The sequence below is a fragment of the Mesorhizobium sp. CO1-1-11 genome (assembly GCF_020164995.1).
Taxonomy (GTDB): domain Bacteria; phylum Pseudomonadota; class Alphaproteobacteria; order Rhizobiales; family Rhizobiaceae; genus Mesorhizobium; species Mesorhizobium australicum.
Window position 1 is genome coordinate 1 of the sequence record NZ_JAIUHE010000006.1, and the last position, 17449, is coordinate 17449.

Sequence of the window (17449 nt, forward strand, 5' to 3'; positions counted from 1 at the left end):
TTGTCGAATCCCGGCCGCTTGAAGCGCGTGTCCGAACGACACGCGGCGCGCTCGTTTCAACAATCGCGTGGAGTAACCGGTGGCGATCCAATCCAAGCTTCTGCTGATCATCCTCGATGGCGTTCCCTACCGCAACTGGCGCCGGCTGATGGGCAATCTCGAGGGTTGGGTGCAATCGGGCGAGGCGCGGGTGTGGAAGGTGCGCTCGGTGCTGCCGTCGACCTCGGCCTGCTGCTATGCCTCGATCCACACCGGCGTTTCGCCGCAGGTGCACGGGATCCTGTCCAACGAAAACCGGTTTCGCGTCGGACAGCCCGATATCTTCTCGGAAGTCAGCAAGGCCGGCGGCAGGACCGGCGCGGTTACCCATTCCTACTGGTCTGAATTCTTCCGTTCCTACCCCTTCGACCTCGTCGAAGACATGGAATATGACGAGCCCGGCGGACCGATCACGCATGGCCGCTTCCACACCATGACCGGCTACAATCTCAAGAACCAGATGACGCCGAGCGATGTCGACCTGTTCGCGACGCTGACCATGCTCACCCGGCGCCACGACATCGACTACGGTATCCTGCACACCTGCACGCTGGACTCGATGGGTCACCGCTTCGGTCATGACTGCCACGAGATGGACCATGCCTGCTACGCCATGGACGGCATGCTGGCGGCCTTCCTGCCGGGCTGGATCGAAGCCGGCTACGAGGTCATGGTCACCGCCGACCATGGCCAGACCGACCGCGGTCACCATGGCGGCCATGACGACGAGATGCAGGATTTCGCACTGTATTATTTCGGACAAGGCAAAGGGCCGGAAGCCGACACGCTGCTCGACCAGTTGCAACTGGCGCCAACGGTGTTGAGCCGGCTGGGCGTGCCGGTGCCGGCGACGATGAAGGCGAAGGCTTTTCTCACCTGATCGAGCGGCTGGCGCCTCCCGCATCCGCCTGCCGGCACCTTCTCCCCCTAAACGGGGCGAAGGGATGCTCTGGCAACCGCCCCGCTCTTCGGTTAGCCTCCCGAAATTCCTTGGCGGAGGATGAACCTTTTTGGACCGATCGGCGACAGAGCAAACAGGAGCCAGGCGGCTCGACCGGCCATGACAGCGGCGACGGAGACCGATCGCGCGCTTGTCGACCGGGTCGCGAAGGGCGACCGGGCCGCCGTGCGGCTCCTGTTCATGCGTCACCACGCGCGGGTCTACCGCTTCGTGGCGCGCCAGACGGGATCGGAAATGATGGCTGACGATATCGCCAACGAGGTGTTTCTCGAACTGTGGCGCCAGGCGCCGGGTTTCGAAGGGCGCTCCGAAGTCTCGACGTGGCTGCTCGGCATCGCCCGCTTCAAGGCGCTGTCGCTGCTGCGCAAGAAGAAGGAAGACTGGATCGACGACGAGGCCGCCGCCGCGGTGCCCGACAGCGCCGACACGCCCGAGGTCGTCACCATGAAGGAGGATAAGGCCGCCGCCTTGCGCCGCCTGATTGACGCCCTGCCCGAGGAGCACCGCACGGTGATCGACCTCGCCTATTATCAGGGCCAGTCGGTGACCGAGATCGCCGAGGTGCTCGACATTCCGGTCGCGACCGTCAAAACCCGTATGTTCTACGCCCGCAAGAAACTCGGCGAAGCCCTGAAAGCCGCCGGTTACGACAGGGGGTGGCCATGAGCGCCGCTGAAAAGATGTCGCGCCGCGACGAAATGGAAACGCTGCTGCCGTTCTACCTGAACGGCTCGCTGGAAGGTTCGGATCTGGAAGCCGTCGAAGAATGGCTGGCCAACGATCCCTCGGCACTTGCCGCGCTTGGCGAGGCGGAAGCCGAGTTCTCCGGTACGGCGGCGGCCAATGAGGCGATCCGCCCGCCGGCCGATGCGCTCAGCCGCTTCGCCAAGGCGCTGGACGCGGAGGCCGGGCCTGCACGCAGGCCGGCCGGATCGTCCTGGCTGGCGCAGGCGTGGGGCCGTTTCATGGCGGTGCCGGTCGGCGTCGCCTGGGCGGCGGCCGCGGTTCTGCTGGCTTTGATCGCGGTGCAGTCGCTGGTGCAGCCCGGCGGCAAGGGCGGCAATTTCGAAATCGCCGGCGCACAAGACGATCTGGCCAAATTGCCGTTTGCGCTGGTCAAGTTCAAGCCGGACGCCAAGATGGCCGACATTGCCGTCTTCCTCGACGCCAACAAGCTCAAGATCATCGGCGGACCGACCGCCGATGGCGTCTTCAGGCTCGCCATTCCGGCGACGACAGCCGCCGACTACGAGAAGGCGCGCAGCCTTGTTGCCGCGCAGCCTTTCGCCGAGACCGTGATCGAGGGAAGGAAACCTGTTGATGGCGGCTGAGGCGGTCATTCGATTTGCGGCTGTCCTTGCGGCGGCGATGACAATCGCCGCCGTGCCTGCGTCGGCGCAGACCAACGAGGCTAATCCCGAGCGGGCCAAAATCGATTGCAGCAACGAGGCCAATGCAACGGCGGCCGACTGCGTCAAGGACGGCGGCGCCACCAAAAGCGGGTCGGGTGCGGCCCAGGCCAGCGCCGTTTTTCTGCCCGCCTTGATCGTCGACCTTTTCCCCAATCCGGCCGCCCCTCCTGCACCGGTGCCGGCACCACGGCCGGAGCCCGCGACTTCCCCCGGGGGCAACCAGGCCGGCCCACCAGCCAGTGGACCGATCGTCTCGCCGACCGATCTCATCACCGTCCAGTCGCGGCGCGCCGTGACCGGGGAGTTCGTGCCGGACGAGGTGCTGGTGACGGTCGATGGCGATGCCGGCGCCGTGCAGCAGATCGCCGCTTCCTTCGGCCTAGAAGTACGCTCGCAGCGCCAGTCCCGGCTGCTTGGCGCCACTTTGGTGCGTTTCGGCATTCCCGATGGCCGCCCTGTCGGCGTGGTGCTGGCGCAGCTTGCCGCCGACGGCCGCACGCGGCGCCGCGAGCCCAACCACATCTACTCGCTGCAGCAGGCGGCCGGCATCGTCAACTATGCCTTCGACCGCATCGCGCTCGACGCCAAACAGGCCAGCGGCGAGAACGTGCGCGTCGCCGTCATCGATACCGGCATCGACGACAGCAATCCGGCGCTTGCCGGCGTCATCGCCGCGCAGTTCGACGCCATGCCCGACGTGCCGATCGAAAAGCGCGACCACGGCACTTCGATCGACGGTCTGATTGCCGGCGTCGGCCCGCTGGAAGGCATGGCGCCGGGCGCCAGGATCTACCATGCGCGCGCCTTCGAGGGCGGCAAGTCGACCATGGACGTCATCCTGTCGGCGCTCGACTGGGCGGCGGACCAGAATGTCAGCATCATCAATATGAGCTTCGTCGGACCGAAAAACGACCTGCTCGGCACCGCCTGCCGCAATGCACGGGCGCTTGGCATGGTGCTGGTGGCGGCGGCCGGCAATAACGGGCCGAAGGCCCCCTATGGCTATCCGGCCGCCTTTGACGGCGTCATCGCCGTGACCGCCACCGACGCCAAGGACGGGCTCATGCCGCAGGCCAATCGCGGCGCCTATGTGTTCATCTCGGCGCCGGGCGTCGACATGGTGGCGCCGAGCGGCGCCGGCTCGGATGTCGTTACCGGCACCTCGTTTGCCGCGGCAATCGTCAGCGGCGCCATCGCCAACCTCATCCATGCCACGCCCGACCGCTCGGCCGACGACATCGAGAAGGCGCTTGCGGCGACCGCGAAGGATCTCGGGCTTAAGGGGCGCGACAATGATTTCGGCTACGGCCTGCTGGACATCAAGGCTGCAGGGACGGCGAAGGAATAGCCAACGACGGCTCAGGCCGCGCTTTGCCGGGACGAAGCAGGAACCAGAACGCGGCGATGTGCGTGATCATCAGCAGCGGCACGTAGATGATGGGGATCGCGTAGGTGGCTCCCAACTGCTCCGCGTGCTCGGGAAGGCCTTCCTGAACCGCGTGGTAATAGTCGACGACGAGGTCGGCCATTCCGACGAGATTAAAGGCGACGACGAACGACCAGAAGAGCAAGCGAACTCTGACCGTCAGCAATGCCAGCATGGCCAGCACCCCGGTGGCGAAGTCGCCATAGGCGGCGAACATGGCGAAGCCGGCAGGCAGATTGGGGCCGACCACGCCCGGAAGCAGGAACACGAGACCGAAGAAGCGGAAACTGTGCAGCGTGGCAATGGCGCGTTGCGCCGCCATCCGATCCATCGAGTCCAGCCATGGCAGGCCATATGCACCGAAGCAAAGCAGCCATGCGACATAGCCCAGGACGAGTTGGATCTGGAACAGCATCGGCGTTGACATCGGTTCCCTCGCAACAGGTGGTCATGCGGTCCCGCGCACGTCGACCGTTAGCTAAGACTGCTTTCATAGTTCGGCCATCCGCTGTAATCAGAACAGCCTATGAAGCAGAGATACACAATCCGGCACGGTGCGTTGGACGGGGTCGAGGTATTCCTGGCCGTCGCGCGGCATCGTAACTTCCGCCGTGCCGCGGCGGAACTGGCGGTAACGCCGTCCGCGGTGAGCCAGGCGGTGCGCGCGCTGAAAGCCCGCATCGGTGCGGCCCTGTTTGCCCGCACGACCCGAAGCGTCGGCCTGACCGAGGCTGGCCAGCGGTTCCTCGACCGCGCCGGACCTGCCTTCAAAGAGATCGTGGCCGCAGGCGAGGTCGCCCGCGATGTCGGCCAGCGGCCGACCGGGCTTTTGCGACTGTCCGTGCCCCGCGCGGTCGTGCCGCTGATCCTGGAGCCTATGATCGCGTCGTTCTGCCGGGCCTATCCCGAGATCGAACTGGAGATCGCCGCCAGCGACGAGATGGTCGATCTCGCCGCCGGCGGATTCGATGCCGGCATCCGGCTGGGCCAGTTCATCGCGCCCGACATGATCGCGGTGCGGCTGACGCCGCCCTTCTCCTTCGTGGTCGTCGGCAGCCCGGACTATCTCGAGCGCCACGGCCAGCCAGAACAGATCACCGATCTGCGCCACCACGCCTGCCTGCGCCTGCGCCGCGCGAACGGCGCCATCGCACCCTGGTCCTTCGCCGACGGCAACGGGGCGATCGAGGCGGTCGTCTCGGGCCCGCTGATCGCGCATGACTATCCAACCTTGCTGGGGGCCGCGATCCAAGGCGTCGGCCTGGCGCAGACGCCTCGGCCTGTCGCCGACGGCGCAATAGAACAGGGAAAACTCAAACCGGTGCTGGAACACTTTGCCGGCGCGACACCTGGCGTCTTCCTCTATCATCCTGGCAAGCGTCAGGTCCTGCCGAAGCTGCGCGCCTTCATCGATCATCTTAAATCCGCGGTCTGAGACAACGGGCAGAGGCAGCGCAGAAGTCGTTCCAGCAATTGACCCCGCTGGCGAGTGGTCAGGCCGGCGCGCCGGCGACCGATCCCCTGACCACCAGGTCGACCGGCCAGACCTCGCCGCGCGCGCCGTCCTCCAGTCCCGATATCCGCGCCGCCAGCCGCTCGGCGATGCGTGCGCCGGCCAGCCGGATCGACGAGCGCGTCGTGGACAGCGGCACGGAAAAATTCTCCGGCTTCAGCCAGGGAAAAACGTCGTCATGGGCAATCAGCGAGACGTCGCCGGGAATGCTGAGGCCAAGGTCGCGCACCGCGCGCACGACACCGAGCGCCATGATCAGGCTGGAACAGGCGATTGCCGTCGGCGCGCCTTCCTGTTCGAGCAGGCGCCGGGCGGCGCGATAGCCGTTCTCCTCGGTCATGACGAGCGAGCAGACATGGCGATCGTCCAATGCCAGGCCACTCGCGGCCAGCGCCCGGCGCAGGCCGCGCTCGCGGTGGATGGCAAAGGTCTCGCGGTCGTCGCCGTTGATCAGCGCCAGCCGCCGGTGGCCAAGCTGGACGAGCAGCCGCGCGGCTTCGTGGAAGGCGCCTTCATTGTCGATGTCGAGAAAGGGATAGTCGAAATTCAGGCCCTCGCTGCGGCCATGGACGATGAAAGGAATGCCGAGCGTGTTGACCAGCGCCACGCGCCTGTCCTGCGGCCTCGGCGAAGAGATGTAGACGGCATCGACCTGCCGGTTGGCGACGATGCGGCGGTAGGTCGTTTCCTGGTCATCGGCATCGGTCGGTGACAGGACAAGGTCGAGCTCGTGCGAGCGGGCATAGTCGCCAAGACCGGACAGGAATTCGACGAAATGGGGATCGATGTCGACGGCTGCACCCGTCGGCAGGACATAGCCGATCATTCCGGACTTACCCGTGGCCAGCCGGCGCGCACTCGGATTGGGGCGATAGCCGTGGCGCTTGGCTGCGTCCATGACACGCCTGCGGGTTTCCTCGTTGACTTCGGGATAGCCGTTTAGCGCCCGGCTTACCGTGGTCTGGGAAAGCGCCAGCATATGCGCGAGTTGCTTGAGGTTCACGAGAGGCCTCCCTGCCTCAAAGCGCTTTTAAATTGAATCGACCCAAACGCCACAAGGGCGTGGCCAACTCCACAATGGACCATAAGCGTGCCGGGGCCCGGTTTGAAACGAAAATTGCTGCTGCAGTGCCGAAAAAGCATGTTGCGGTGCAAATTTCGGGCTGCGGCAGGTGGCGACTAAATCGATTAGTTCCTAATTCCCCTTGACTCCCGCCTGATTCAGTGGCGAGATCAACAAAGCCAAAGCGCTTTGGAAGACTGTTCGAAAGGTTGCGGTTCCCTTGCGACTGAGTCACAGTCCTGCGGCGTCGGCGGGCGGAATGGAGGTTCCGTCCGGTGTGTATGACCCACTGGGAGGAATACCGATGAAGAAAATGCTTTTGCTGGGTGTTGCGTCTGCCGCATTTGCCCTGAGCGCGCCCGCGCATGCCGAACTGAAGTTCAAGCCGGGCGAGGACAAGCGCTTCAACTGGGCGAATTACGAGGACCTCAAGAAAGTCGACCTCAAGGGCGAGACCCTGACCATTTTCGGACCGTGGCGTGGCGAGGACGAGACGCTTGTCCGGTCAGTACTTGATTATTTCTCCGAAGCCACCGGCGCAGAGGTCAAATATTCCTCGTCCGAGAATTACGAGCAGCAGATCGTCATCGACACCCAGGCCGGCAGTCCGCCCAACATCGCCGTCCTGCCGCAGCCGGGCCTCATCCAGGACCTCGCTTCCAAGGGCGTGCTGACCCCGCTCGGCAACGACGTCGCAGCCTGGGTCAAGGAGAATTACGCCGCCGGCGACTCCTGGGCCAAGCTCGGCACTTACAACGGCAAGGACGGCAAGCCAGGCTTCTATGCCTTTCCCTACAAGATCGACGTGAAGGGCCTGGTCTGGTACTCGCCCGACAATTTCGAGGAAGCCGGCTACAAGGTGCCGAAGACGCAGGAAGAACTTGCCGAACTCGAGAAGAAGATCATCGCCGATGGCGGCAAGCCGTGGTGCATCGGGCTTGGTTCGGGCGGCGCGACGGGCTGGCCGGCGACCGACTGGGTCGAGGACATCATGCTGCGCACGCAGACTCCCGAAGTCTACGACAAGTGGGTGAAGAACGAGATTCCGTTCAACGACCCGGCCGTGGTCAACGCCATCGACATCTTCGGCAAGATCGCCACCGACGACAAGATGGTCGACGGCGGCGCCAAGGCGGTCGCGGCGACCGACTTCCGCGACAGCCCGAAGGGCCTCTTCACCGTACCGCCGAAGTGCTACATGCACCATCAGGCATCGTTCATCCCCTCCTTCTTCCCGGAAGGCGTGAAGCTTGGCCAGGATGCGGACTTCTTCCCCTACCCGCCCTACGGCTCCAAGCCGGAGCTCGGGACGCCGCTGGAAGTCGCCGGAACGCTGGTGATGATCACCAAGGATTCCAAGGCATCGCGCGAATTCATCAAGTTCCTGCAAATGCCGCTCGCGCATGAATTGTGGATGGCACAGAAGAGCTTCGTCACACCCTTCAAGGGGGCCAACAAGGACGCCTATGGCAGCGATGCGCTGAAGAAGCAGGGCGAGATCCTGGTCGGCGCCACGACGGTGCGCTTCGACGGCTCCGACCTGATGCCCGGCAAGGTCGGCGCCGGCTCGTTCTGGACTGGCATGATCGACCTGGTCGGCGGCAAGTCCGCCCAGGACGTCGCCACCGACATCCAGAAGAGCTGGGACGCCATCAAATAGGCCGCTCCGGCGCGACCTGATCTTTCCTCATCTTGCTACTGGATTCGGGCTACGGCCCGGATCCGACCGGCGGGGCACGCCGGAAGCTTCGCATTTCGATTGTTCCGAATAACTGAAAGTCGGCGCATCGGTCGCCAGCACCGCTGGCCGGTCACGCGCAGGGAGAGGGACCCATGGCGGCTCAGATTTTCTCGGCAATATTCGTCATCATCATCGGCGTCGGCGGCTGCGTCGCCTATTTCTGGGGCGCCAACAAACTGCTTGACCTGATCTTCCCCGCGCGCGGAGTGTCCGGAGCGGCCGCCGTCAACAATCTGCGCCGGCAGGGATTGGTGCGGCCCTGGTTGTTCGTGGGTCCGGCGCTGATCATCCTGACCATCTACCTGGTCTATCCGGTGATCGCGACGCTGTGGCTGTCCTTCTTCGATCGCGGCGGCACGAGTTTCGTGGGGTTCGCCAACTATGAATGGGCGCTGCGCGATCCGGATCTGCGAAACGCCATCCGCAACAACATATTGTGGCTGGCGGTGGTGCCGGCGGCCTGCACCTTCCTCGGCCTGATCATCGCCGTGCTCACCGACAAGATATGGTGGGGAACGATTGCCAAAAGCCTGATCTTCCTGCCGCTGGCCATCTCCTTCGTCGGCGCCAGCGTGATCTGGAAGTTCATCTACGAATATCGTGGCCAGGGCCAGATCCAGATCGGCCTGCTCAACGCCATCATCCAGTATTTCGGCGGCCAGCCGCAGGTCTGGATATCGCTGCCGTTCTGGAACAACTTCTTCCTGATGGTCATCCTGATCTGGATCCAGACCGGCTTTGCCATGGTCATCCTGTCCTCGGCGCTACGCGGCATCCCCGAAGAAACACTGGAAGCCGCGGTCATAGACGGCGCCAACCCGTTCCAGATCTTCTGGAAGATCATGGTGCCGCAGATCTGGGGCACCATCGCGGTGGTATGGACCACCATCACCATCCTGGTGCTGAAAGTGTTCGACATCGTTCTGACCATGACCAACGGTCAATGGAACAGCCAGGTGCTGGCCAATCTGATGTTCGACTGGATGTTCCGCGGCGGCGGCGATTTCGGCCGCGGCGCGACCATAGCCATCATCATCATGATTGCCGTCATTCCGATCATGGTCTGGAACATCCGCCAGGCCAACAAAGAGACGGGAGGGCACTGAGATGGCCGTCGCGACCGGAAATTCCTTCGCCAGCCGTTTCGGCGTCCATATCGCGGTGCTCGTCTTCGTGGTGATCTGGACCATCCCGACGCTCGGCATCCTCGTTTCGTCGCTGCGCGACAAGGACCAGATCATCGCCTCGGGTTGGTGGAATTCCTTCGCCAGTTCCAGCCAGACAGAAGCCGGCCGACTACCGGCCGCCTCCACACAAATAGAAAAGGACGGCAAGTTCGTTCTCCAGGGCAACATCTTCGGCGACGGGGCCAAGCGCAGCATCAGTGCCTTCGGCGTCAAGGCGGCGGCACCGACGCAGTATCCTGCCGGCACATCAGCCGATCTCGGTGACGGCGTGACCCTGCAACTCAACGCCGACGGCAGCTTCGTCATGGCCTCGCCAAAGGCGTTCGAGGGCGACCGGGGCCAGCGCGTCTACTATGCTTCGTCGGCGCCGCCGAAATTCACCACCGACAATTATCAGACCGTGCTGTTTTCCGAAGGCATCGGCCGCTCCTTCATGAATTCGCTAACGGTCACCATCCCGGCGACCGTCATCCCGATCCTGATCGCGGCCTTTGCGGCTTACGCACTGGCCTGGATGCGCTTTCCAGGCCGCGCGCTACTGATCGCCGTCGTCATCGGCCTGCTGGTGGTGCCGCTGCAGATGTCGCTCATTCCACTTCTGAAGCTCTACAATGGCGTCGGCACGTTCTTCGGCGTGCCGTCCAAGACCTATCTCGGCATCTGGCTGGCGCATACCGGCTTCGGACTGCCCTTCGCCATCTACCTCTTGCGAAGCTATATTGCCGGCCTGCCGCGCGAGATCATGGAATCGGCGCGCATCGACGGCGCCAGCGATTTCGAGATCTTCGTCAAGATCGTGCTGCCGCTGTCCTTCCCGGTGCTTGCCTCTTTCGCCATCTTCCAATTCCTGTGGGTATGGAACGATCTCCTGGTGGCAATGGTTTTCCTCGGAACGGCGCCCGATCAGATCGTGCTGACGGCCAAGCTCAATGCTCTGCTTGGCTCGCGTGGCGGTAACTGGGAGATCCTGACGACATCGGCCTTCATCACCATCATCGTGCCGCTGATCGTCTTCTTCTCGCTGCAGCGTTATTTCGTCCGCGGGCTGCTGGCCGGCTCGGTGAAAGGAGGTTGAGACCATGCAATCGGCTTTGAAGGCGACTTCGAAACTAGACCCCGCCATCGACCGCGACTGGTGGCGGGGCGCGGTGATCTACCAGATCTATCCGCGCAGCTATCAGGATTCCAATGGCGACGGCATCGGCGACCTCAAGGGCATCATCGGCAGGCTGCCCTACATTGCCGCCCTTGGCGCGGACGCCATCTGGATCTCGCCTTTCTTCAAATCGCCAATGAAGGATTTCGGCTATGACGTCTCGGATTATTGTGACGTCGACCCGATGTTCGGTACGCTGGCGGATTTCGATGCGCTGACGGCGGAGGCGCACCGACTGGGCCTCAAGGTGATGATCGACGAGGTGCTGTCGCATACCGCCGACATCCACCCCTGGTTCAAGGAAAGCCGCTCGAGCCGCACCAATCCCAAGGCCGACTGGTATGTCTGGGCGGATGCAAGACCCGATGGCACGCCGCCCAACAACTGGCTGTCGATCTTTGGCGGCTCGGCCTGGCAATGGGACACCAGCCGCCAGCAATACTACCTGCACAATTTCCTGGCCGAGCAGCCCGACCTCAATTTCCACAACCGCGAAGTCCAGGACGCGCTGCTCGACGTCACCCGCTTCTGGCTGGAACGCGGCGTCGACGGCTTTCGCCTCGACACCATCAATTTTTACTTCCACAGCCAGGGGCTGGAAAACAACCCGCCGCTGCCGCCGGAACAGCGCAACGACCAGACGGCGCCGGCGGTCAATCCCTACAACTATCAGGACCATATCTACGACAAAAGCCGACCGGAAAACCTCGCCTTCCTCGAGCGCTTCCGCGCGCTGCTCGACGAGTACACGGCGACCGCAGCGGTCGGCGAAGTCGGCGATTCGCAACGCGGGCTGGACGTGGTCGCCGCCTATACCGCCGGCGGCAAGCGCGTGCACATGTGCTATTCCTTCGACTTCCTGGCGCCGGAAAAGATCAGTGCCGCCAAGGTCCGCTCGGTGCTGGAAGCTTTTGGCCGGGTGGCCAGCGATGGCTGGTCGTGCTGGGCGTTTTCCAACCACGACGTGATGCGGCCGGCCTCGCGCTGGGCCGCCGACGAGGCCGACCCATCGGCCTATCTCAAGGTCATCTCGGCATTGCTGATGTCGCTGCGCGGTTCGGTCTGCATCTACCAGGGCGAAGAACTCGGCCTCGGCGAGGCCGACCTGCGCTTCGAGGATCTGCAGGATCCCTACGGCATCCGTTTCTGGCCTGAATTCAAGGGCCGCGACGGCTGCCGCACGCCCATGGTGTGGGATGGCAATGCCAGGAATGGCGGCTTCTCCCAGGCAAAACCCTGGTTGCCGGTGCCGGCCGAGCATCTGCCGCAGGCGGTCAACGTGCAGCAAGGCGACGAAACCTCCCTGCTTGAGCATTACCGGCGCTTTCTTGCCTTCCGCCGCGCTCATCCGGCACTGGCCAAGGGGGACATCGCCTTCATCGAAAGCCAGGGCGACACCGTCGCCTTCACCCGCCGGGCAGGCAATGAGGAGATCGTCTGCGTCTTCAATCTGGGCGCAACGCCGGCGAAGGTTGACCTCGGCAGCCGAACCCTGCAACCTTTGCCGGGACACGGGTTCTCCAGGCAGGCGAGCACCGGGTCGGTCGAGCTCGGCGGCTACGGCGCCTGGTTCGGACGCATAGGCTGAAACATCCGAGGAATCACTGGAGGAAACCAATGGCCGATGTCAATTTGAGACAAGTGAAGAAGTCCTATGGCAATCTTAACATTCTCCACGGCATCGACCTCGACATCAAATCGGGCGAGTTCATCGTCTTCGTCGGCCCGTCGGGCTGCGGCAAGTCGACCTTGCTGCGCTCGATCGCCGGGCTCGAGGAAATCACGTCGGGTGAACTCAAGATCGACGGCCACGTGGTCAACGACGTGCCACCCTCGAAGCGCGGCATCGCCATGGTGTTCCAGTCCTATGCCCTCTACCCGCACATGACCGTCTACGACAACATGGCCTTCTCGATGAAGATCGGTGGGGAAAGCAAGGCCGAGATCGACAAAAGGGTTCGGCAAGCCGCCGAGATCCTGCAGCTGACCAAATATCTCGACCGTCTGCCCAAGGCGATGTCGGGCGGCCAGCGGCAGCGCGTCGCCATCGGCCGCGCCATCGTGCGCAATCCGAAGGTGTTCCTGTTCGACGAACCGCTGTCGAACCTTGACGCCGCATTGCGCGTTGCGACGCGCATCGAGATCGCCAAGCTCAAGGAATCGATGCCCAACACGACCATGATCTACGTCACGCACGACCAGGTCGAGGCGATGACGCTGGCCGACCGCATTGTCGTGCTGAAGGACGGGCACATCGAGCAGGTCGGCACGCCCATGGAACTCTACAAGAACCCCGGCAACCTCTTCGTCGCCCAGTTCATCGGCTCGCCGGCCATGAACATCCTGCCGGCGACGGTCGACAAGACGGGCAATCCGACCATCGTCAGCCATGTCGGCGGCCGCAAGGCGACGGTGCCGATCGCGACACCTGCTTCGGCAAAGGGAGCGGCGGTCAGCTTCGGCGTACGGCCGGAAGATCTCGCGATCGCCAGCGGTGCGGATTATCTGTTCGAGGGGACCGTCGATTATCTCGAACAGCTTGGCGAGGTCCAGCTGGTCTATGTCGATATCGGCCGGGCCGACCTGCCGCTGGTGACCAAGCTGCCGGGCAATGTCGAGGTCAAGCGCGGCTCGACGCTGCGGCTGACCGCCAATGCCGGCGATCTCCATATCTTCGATGCCGATGGTCGCTCCTTTGCCCTCCACGAAGCGGAAGCAAAGGCGGCCTGAAGACGGCCGTCCGGTAAAGAACAAGAGCGGCGGGCCAGGCCCCCCCCTCTTCTTGTCTGCACAGGCTGGTTAGTTGTTGCCGAAGAGATTGCGATCGGCACCCTGATGGACCGGCTTCTGCACGTCGCCGGACGAGTTGAGCAGCTTGTAGACAGGCGAATCGCTGTTGCGGATCGCACCTGTATGCGACGTATCGACATTGACAGTCGACGAAGCAGTGGGCTGGTTGACGCCGTTGGAGCCATAATTGTCGCTGCCGGCGAAGGCGCTGCCGGAGACGGCCAGAACGGCGGCGGCGGCAATGAGGATCTTGTTCATTTTAGGTACTCCTGAATTTTGGAAGTCCCGCGGACCGGCGGGCCAGAGCCCACCGGCCGTGGGATGGCCGTTAATGGCCGAAGAGGTTGCGGTCGCTGCCCTGCTGGACAGGCGCCGAGGTGGCCGGAGCCGACTTGCCGATCGACGCGGTGTTCGAATTGTCGGTCGAAGCGGCAGCAGCCTGGTTGGCGCCGTTGGAACCATAGTTGTCGCTGCCGGCGAAAGCGCTGCCGGAGAGAGCCAGAACGGCAGCGGCAGCAATGAGGATCTTGTTCATTTTAATACTCCTGAATTTGTAGGGTCCACCAGCGCGGCAGGGTCACCCGCCGCGTGCCGGGGATGGCTATTAATTGTTGCCGAAGAGGTTGTGGTCGGCGCCCGTCACAGGCGTCTGGGCAGCCGGCTCCGACTTCTTGGTCGAAGCGGTGTAGGAGCTGTCGACAGTAGCCGTGGGGGTCGCGGCGTTCGAACCATAATGGTCGCTGCTAGCGAAGGCGCTGCCGGAAATAGCCAGAAGGGCGGCGGCAGTGAGAATGATCTTTTTCATTTTTGTACTCCAGTATTTTTCCCGTCCGTCTAGCGGCGTGTCTTGGGATTAAATCGCGTCGTTCGGACAGCCCCGATGTGGGAGAGCCCCCTTGCCGTTTCCAATCACGAAGTTGTTCAGCGTGGACCATGACTCCACCACTTGAAATTGTACCAACGCCTTCTACATGTCTCATTTTTCCATTTGATATCAAATAGTTGTCTAAGATCACGACCCGATCACCAACTGTGTCGGAAGGCTGGGCGTTCACACCGTCCTGCACGCACCGTCAACAGAAACGAACCGTTCGGTTCGATTTTAGACTCTGCTAATAGTCACTTTTCGAAACCATTAACCCTTTTCCGGCCCGGCTGAGGGTCGAAAACGGTGCCCGCGCGCCTGGCGAGAAAAGGCGATTCCCCCGCTGCAACCGCGCCGGGACGATCCCGCGTATGTGTCGCGCCGCATGGATGCGATGTCGCTTTCGTGCCGATGTCGCAAACCCTGTCGTGATTAGATCGAGCGATCTCAGGTGCCGCTGCGTGACGACGGAGCGGAGAATTGGGAAGCCGGTCAGATTCCGGCGCTGCCCCCGCAACGGTGGTGGAGTTCAAGTCGCAACGGGAGACCACTGGGCGAAAGCTTGGGAAGGTGTCGCGATGGTCCGCCAGGACAACTCCAGAGCCCGGAAACCAGCCCGAGATCGCTAGAACTCGACTGATCGCGGTGGGCGGTCAAGGGGCGGATGGTGTTGTCCGGCTTTCGCCGGCTTGCGCCCAGTCCTTCCTCCATCACCACCAGTTCAGTCCTTGAAAATGAGGACAGGACATGGACGCGCGCAACGACATGCTGAGGCTTTTGAACGGCCGCAGACAGGGCCTTTCGCTGGAACAGCCCTTCTATACCGACCCGGACTACTTCAAGCTTGACATGGAACTGATCTGGTATCGCGACTGGCTGTTCATCGGCCATGATTGCGAGTTGCCCAAGCCGGGCAGCTTCATCACCGTGCAGATCGGCGACTATCCGGTCGTGCTGGTGCGCGATCAGCAGGGCAAGATCAACGCTTTCCACAATTCCTGCCGCCATCGCGGCAGCCGCGTCTGCAACACCGACAAGGGCATGGCCGCCAAACTGGTGTGTCCCTATCACCAGTGGACCTACGAACTCGACGGCCGGCTGCTGTTCGCCCGCCAGATGGCCGATGGGTTCGACAAGAGCCAGTTCGGGCTCAAGCCGGTCGCCTGCGAAAGCGTCGCCGGCTATGTCTTCATCTGCCTGGCCAAGGAGCCCGCCGACTTCGCGCCGATGCGGGCGATGATCGAGCCCTATCTCCAGCCGCACCGGCTGAGCGAGGCCAAGATCGCCTTCGAGAGCACGATCATCGAGAAGGGCAACTGGAAGCTGGTCTGGGAAAACAACCGCGAATGCTACCATTGCGCGGGCAACCATCCTGAGCTGTGCAAGACCTTCCCGGAAGCGCCGACCGTGACCGGCGTGCAAGGCGCCGACAGCGATCCGGAGATGCTGGCCCACTGGGCGAAGTGCGAAGCTGTTGGCCTGCCCAGCAAGTTTCGCATCGACCCGGCCGGACAATACCGCGCCACCCGCGCGCCGCTGCTGCGCGATGCCCAGAGCTACACGATGACCGGCAAGCGGGCGGTGAAGAAGAACCTGTCCGACAGCGTCTCGGCCGACCGGATCGGCACGCTGATGCACTATCACTACCCGACAACCTGGAACCATATCCTCGTGGATCATGCGGTGACGTTCCGCGTGCTGCCGGTCAGCGCCACGGAAACAGCGGTTACGACCAAATGGCTGGTCCACAAGGATGCCGTGGAAGGCGTCGACTACGATCTCGCCGAACTCACCCATGTCTGGACCGAGACCAACGACCAGGACCGCCGCATCGTCGAGGAAAATGCCTTCGGCATCCTGTCGCCGGCCTACGAGCCCGGTCCCTATTCGGAGCTGCACGAGGGCGGCGTCATCCAGTTCGTCGACTGGTACGCGCGCTTTATCGGCCCACGGCTTTCCGAAGACGGCCGGCCTGCCCTGCGCAGTGTCGCCTAGCGCATGTCGGCCAAAACTGTGCAGCGGCTTTGGGATCACGACACGCCCAAAATGAAAGGTATGCAGGGATGAACGCCATGACTGATCTTGGCCTCTATCGCCACCTCGACCAGATGGCGCCGTGGAACGACAGGCTGCAGGTGCTGGAAGTAACCGGCGTCAGCGACGAGGCGCCCGACGTCAAGACCTTCACCTTCCGCTCCGACAACCAGACCTGGTTCCGCTACAAGCCGGGCCAGTTCGTGACGCTGGAATTGCCGACACCGGACGGCCCGCTGATGCGCACCTACACGCTGTCATCATCGCCGTCACGGCCATTCTCGATCGCGGTGACGGTGAAGGCGCAAGCGGGCAGCGTCGGCACACGCTGGATGTTCGATCACCTGACGCCCGGCTCCCACGTCAAGGCCTATGGACCGGGCGGCGACTTTTCGCTGCACAGCCACCCGGCGGCGAAATACCTGTTCATCTCGGCCGGTTCGGGCGTGACGCCGATGATGTCGATGCTGCGCTGGCTGAACGACTGCGCGCCATGGACCGATGTCGGCTTCGTCAATTGCGCGCGGCGCCCGGAAGAGATCATCTTTCGCAAGGAACTCGAACTGCTCGGCGGCCATATGCCGGGCCTGTCGCTCGGCTTCATGATCGAGGAGCGGTCGAGCCGCGAGGGCTGGTACGGCCATATGGGCCGCATCGACGCCATCCGGCTGCCGCTCCTGGCGCCCGATTTCCGCGAACGCGAAATCTTCTGCTGCGGCCCCGACCCTTTCATGCGCGCCGTGCGCGGCATGCTGGAGGCCGCCGGGTTCGACATGGCAAAATACCATCAGGAGAGCTTTGCCGCGCCGGCGGCGGAGGAAATCCCGGAGCCGTTTGCCTCGCCGGCTGAAGACGACGCGGCGATTTGCGTCGAAGCCGCGACGCCGATCCGCTTCGCGCTTTCGGATGTCGACGCCGACTGTGTCGCCGGCCAGACCGTGCTGCAGACGGCGCGCGCCTCGGGTGTGCGAATACCGGCCGCCTGCGAATTCGGCCTGTGCGGAACTTGCAAAGTGAAGAAAGTCTCCGGCAGCGTCGAGATGAGCCACAATGGCGGCATCCTCGATCATGAGATCGATGATGGCTTCATCCTGGCCTGTTGTTCCAAGCCATTGTCGCCGCTTGAAATCGAGGCTTGATCCGCCCGGCTTTCGACTGAACCCGGAAATGGTCCCGCGTTGCCGGCAAAGGTTACCTTGCCAAGGAAGACCTGAAAGTTTACAGGCGTTGTTGGTGGAAGCGGTCCTGCTGGCGGGCAGGAA

17 protein-coding genes and 1 riboswitch are annotated in these 17449 nt (G+C 63.2%); of the genes, 12 read left to right on the forward strand and 5 right to left on the reverse strand.

From position 1 onward, the window contains the following. Nucleotides 1–79: 79 nt before the first annotated feature. From LB554_RS08105 to LB554_RS08120, 4 genes are all read left to right on the forward strand, one after another. Nucleotides 80–919, forward strand: a complete 840-nt coding sequence (locus LB554_RS08105) for an alkaline phosphatase family protein (RefSeq protein WP_224584056.1) — start codon at nt 80–82, stop codon at nt 917–919. Nucleotides 920–1099: 180 nt separating this feature from the next. Then, the gene (locus tag LB554_RS08110; protein ID WP_023772366.1) at nt 1100–1666 is read left to right on the forward strand and encodes a sigma-70 family RNA polymerase sigma factor; all 567 of its coding nucleotides are present in this window, start codon (nt 1100–1102) and stop codon (nt 1664–1666) included. Beyond that, complete coding sequence (locus tag LB554_RS08115) at nt 1663–2331, forward strand: anti-sigma factor (RefSeq protein ID WP_224584058.1); 669 nt, start codon at nt 1663–1665, stop codon at nt 2329–2331. Before LB554_RS08110 ends, LB554_RS08115 begins: the two co-directional genes overlap by 4 nt. Beyond that, complete coding sequence (locus tag LB554_RS08120) at nt 2321–3760, forward strand: S8 family serine peptidase (protein WP_224584060.1); 1440 nt, start codon at nt 2321–2323, stop codon at nt 3758–3760. The genes LB554_RS08115 and LB554_RS08120 overlap by 11 nt, the downstream gene beginning before the upstream one ends. On the opposite strand, the gene LB554_RS08125 is transcribed toward LB554_RS08120, so the two are convergent. Beyond that, on the reverse strand, nt 3732–4265 hold the full coding sequence (locus LB554_RS08125; RefSeq protein ID WP_224584062.1) for a hypothetical protein: 534 nt from the start codon (nt 4263–4265) through the stop codon (nt 3732–3734). The two genes, LB554_RS08120 and LB554_RS08125, sit on opposite strands and share 29 nt — an antisense overlap. A 99-nt stretch (nt 4266–4364) precedes the next feature. On the opposite strand from LB554_RS08125, the gene LB554_RS08130 reads away from it, so the two are divergent. Further along, nucleotides 4365–5273 (forward strand): LysR family transcriptional regulator, encoded by a 909-nt coding sequence (locus LB554_RS08130; protein WP_224584064.1) that lies wholly within the window; start codon nt 4365–4367, stop codon nt 5271–5273. Between the two features lie 58 nt (nt 5274–5331). Here LB554_RS08130 and LB554_RS08135 read toward each other — a convergent pair whose 3' ends face one another. Next, nucleotides 5332–6354, reverse strand: a complete 1023-nt coding sequence (locus LB554_RS08135; RefSeq protein WP_140615088.1) for a substrate-binding domain-containing protein — start codon at nt 6352–6354, stop codon at nt 5332–5334. A 364-nt stretch (nt 6355–6718) separates the two neighbouring features. On the opposite strand from LB554_RS08135, the gene LB554_RS08140 reads away from it, so the two are divergent. The 5 genes from LB554_RS08140 (at nt 6719) to LB554_RS08160 (ending at nt 13228) form a co-directional block, all read left to right on the forward strand. Then, nucleotides 6719–8074, forward strand: coding sequence for an ABC transporter substrate-binding protein (locus LB554_RS08140; RefSeq protein ID WP_224584066.1), 1356 nt, complete (start codon nt 6719–6721; stop codon nt 8072–8074). A 173-nt stretch (nt 8075–8247) separates the two neighbouring features. Continuing rightward, nucleotides 8248–9261 carry a carbohydrate ABC transporter permease gene (locus LB554_RS08145; RefSeq protein WP_140615092.1) on the forward strand — a complete coding sequence of 338 codons (1014 nt, stop codon included), beginning with the start codon at nt 8248–8250 and terminating at the stop codon, nt 9259–9261. Between the two features lies 1 nt (nt 9262). Beyond that, a complete protein-coding gene (locus LB554_RS08150; RefSeq protein ID WP_224584067.1) occupies nt 9263–10417 on the forward strand; it encodes a carbohydrate ABC transporter permease in 1155 nt (384 codons plus the stop codon). A gap of 4 nt (nt 10418–10421) precedes the next feature. Next, a complete protein-coding gene (locus LB554_RS08155; RefSeq protein ID WP_224584068.1) occupies nt 10422–12086 on the forward strand; it encodes an alpha-glucosidase in 1665 nt (554 codons plus the stop codon). 29 nt (nt 12087–12115) lie between these two features. Beyond that, the gene (locus tag LB554_RS08160; RefSeq protein WP_015314340.1) at nt 12116–13228 is read left to right on the forward strand and encodes an ABC transporter ATP-binding protein; all 1113 of its coding nucleotides are present in this window, start codon (nt 12116–12118) and stop codon (nt 13226–13228) included. Nucleotides 13229–13297: 69 nt separating this feature from the next. On the opposite strand, the gene LB554_RS08165 is transcribed toward LB554_RS08160, so the two are convergent. The 3 genes from LB554_RS08165 to LB554_RS08175 form a co-directional block, all read right to left on the reverse strand. Beyond that, complete coding sequence (locus tag LB554_RS08165) at nt 13298–13546, reverse strand: DUF680 domain-containing protein (protein ID WP_224584069.1); 249 nt, start codon at nt 13544–13546, stop codon at nt 13298–13300. A 70-nt stretch (nt 13547–13616) separates the two neighbouring features. Then, nucleotides 13617–13823 (reverse strand): DUF680 domain-containing protein, encoded by a 207-nt coding sequence (locus LB554_RS08170; protein WP_015314342.1) that lies wholly within the window; start codon nt 13821–13823, stop codon nt 13617–13619. A gap of 69 nt (nt 13824–13892) precedes the next feature. Beyond that, the gene (locus LB554_RS08175) at nt 13893–14093 is read right to left on the reverse strand and encodes a DUF680 domain-containing protein (RefSeq protein ID WP_015314343.1); all 201 of its coding nucleotides are present in this window, start codon (nt 14091–14093) and stop codon (nt 13893–13895) included. 492 nt (nt 14094–14585) lie between these two features. Continuing rightward, nucleotides 14586–14788, forward strand: a riboswitch (cobalamin riboswitch). 112 nt (nt 14789–14900) lie between these two features. On the opposite strand from LB554_RS08175, the gene LB554_RS08180 reads away from it, so the two are divergent. Both LB554_RS08180 and LB554_RS08185 read left to right on the forward strand, forming a co-directional pair. Continuing rightward, nucleotides 14901–16148, forward strand: a complete 1248-nt coding sequence (locus LB554_RS08180) for an aromatic ring-hydroxylating oxygenase subunit alpha (RefSeq protein ID WP_140788561.1) — start codon at nt 14901–14903, stop codon at nt 16146–16148. A 77-nt stretch (nt 16149–16225) separates the two neighbouring features. Next, nucleotides 16226–17326, forward strand: coding sequence for a hybrid-cluster NAD(P)-dependent oxidoreductase (locus LB554_RS08185; protein WP_224584070.1), 1101 nt, complete (start codon nt 16226–16228; stop codon nt 17324–17326). The last annotated feature ends 123 nt before the right edge of the window (nt 17327–17449 follow it).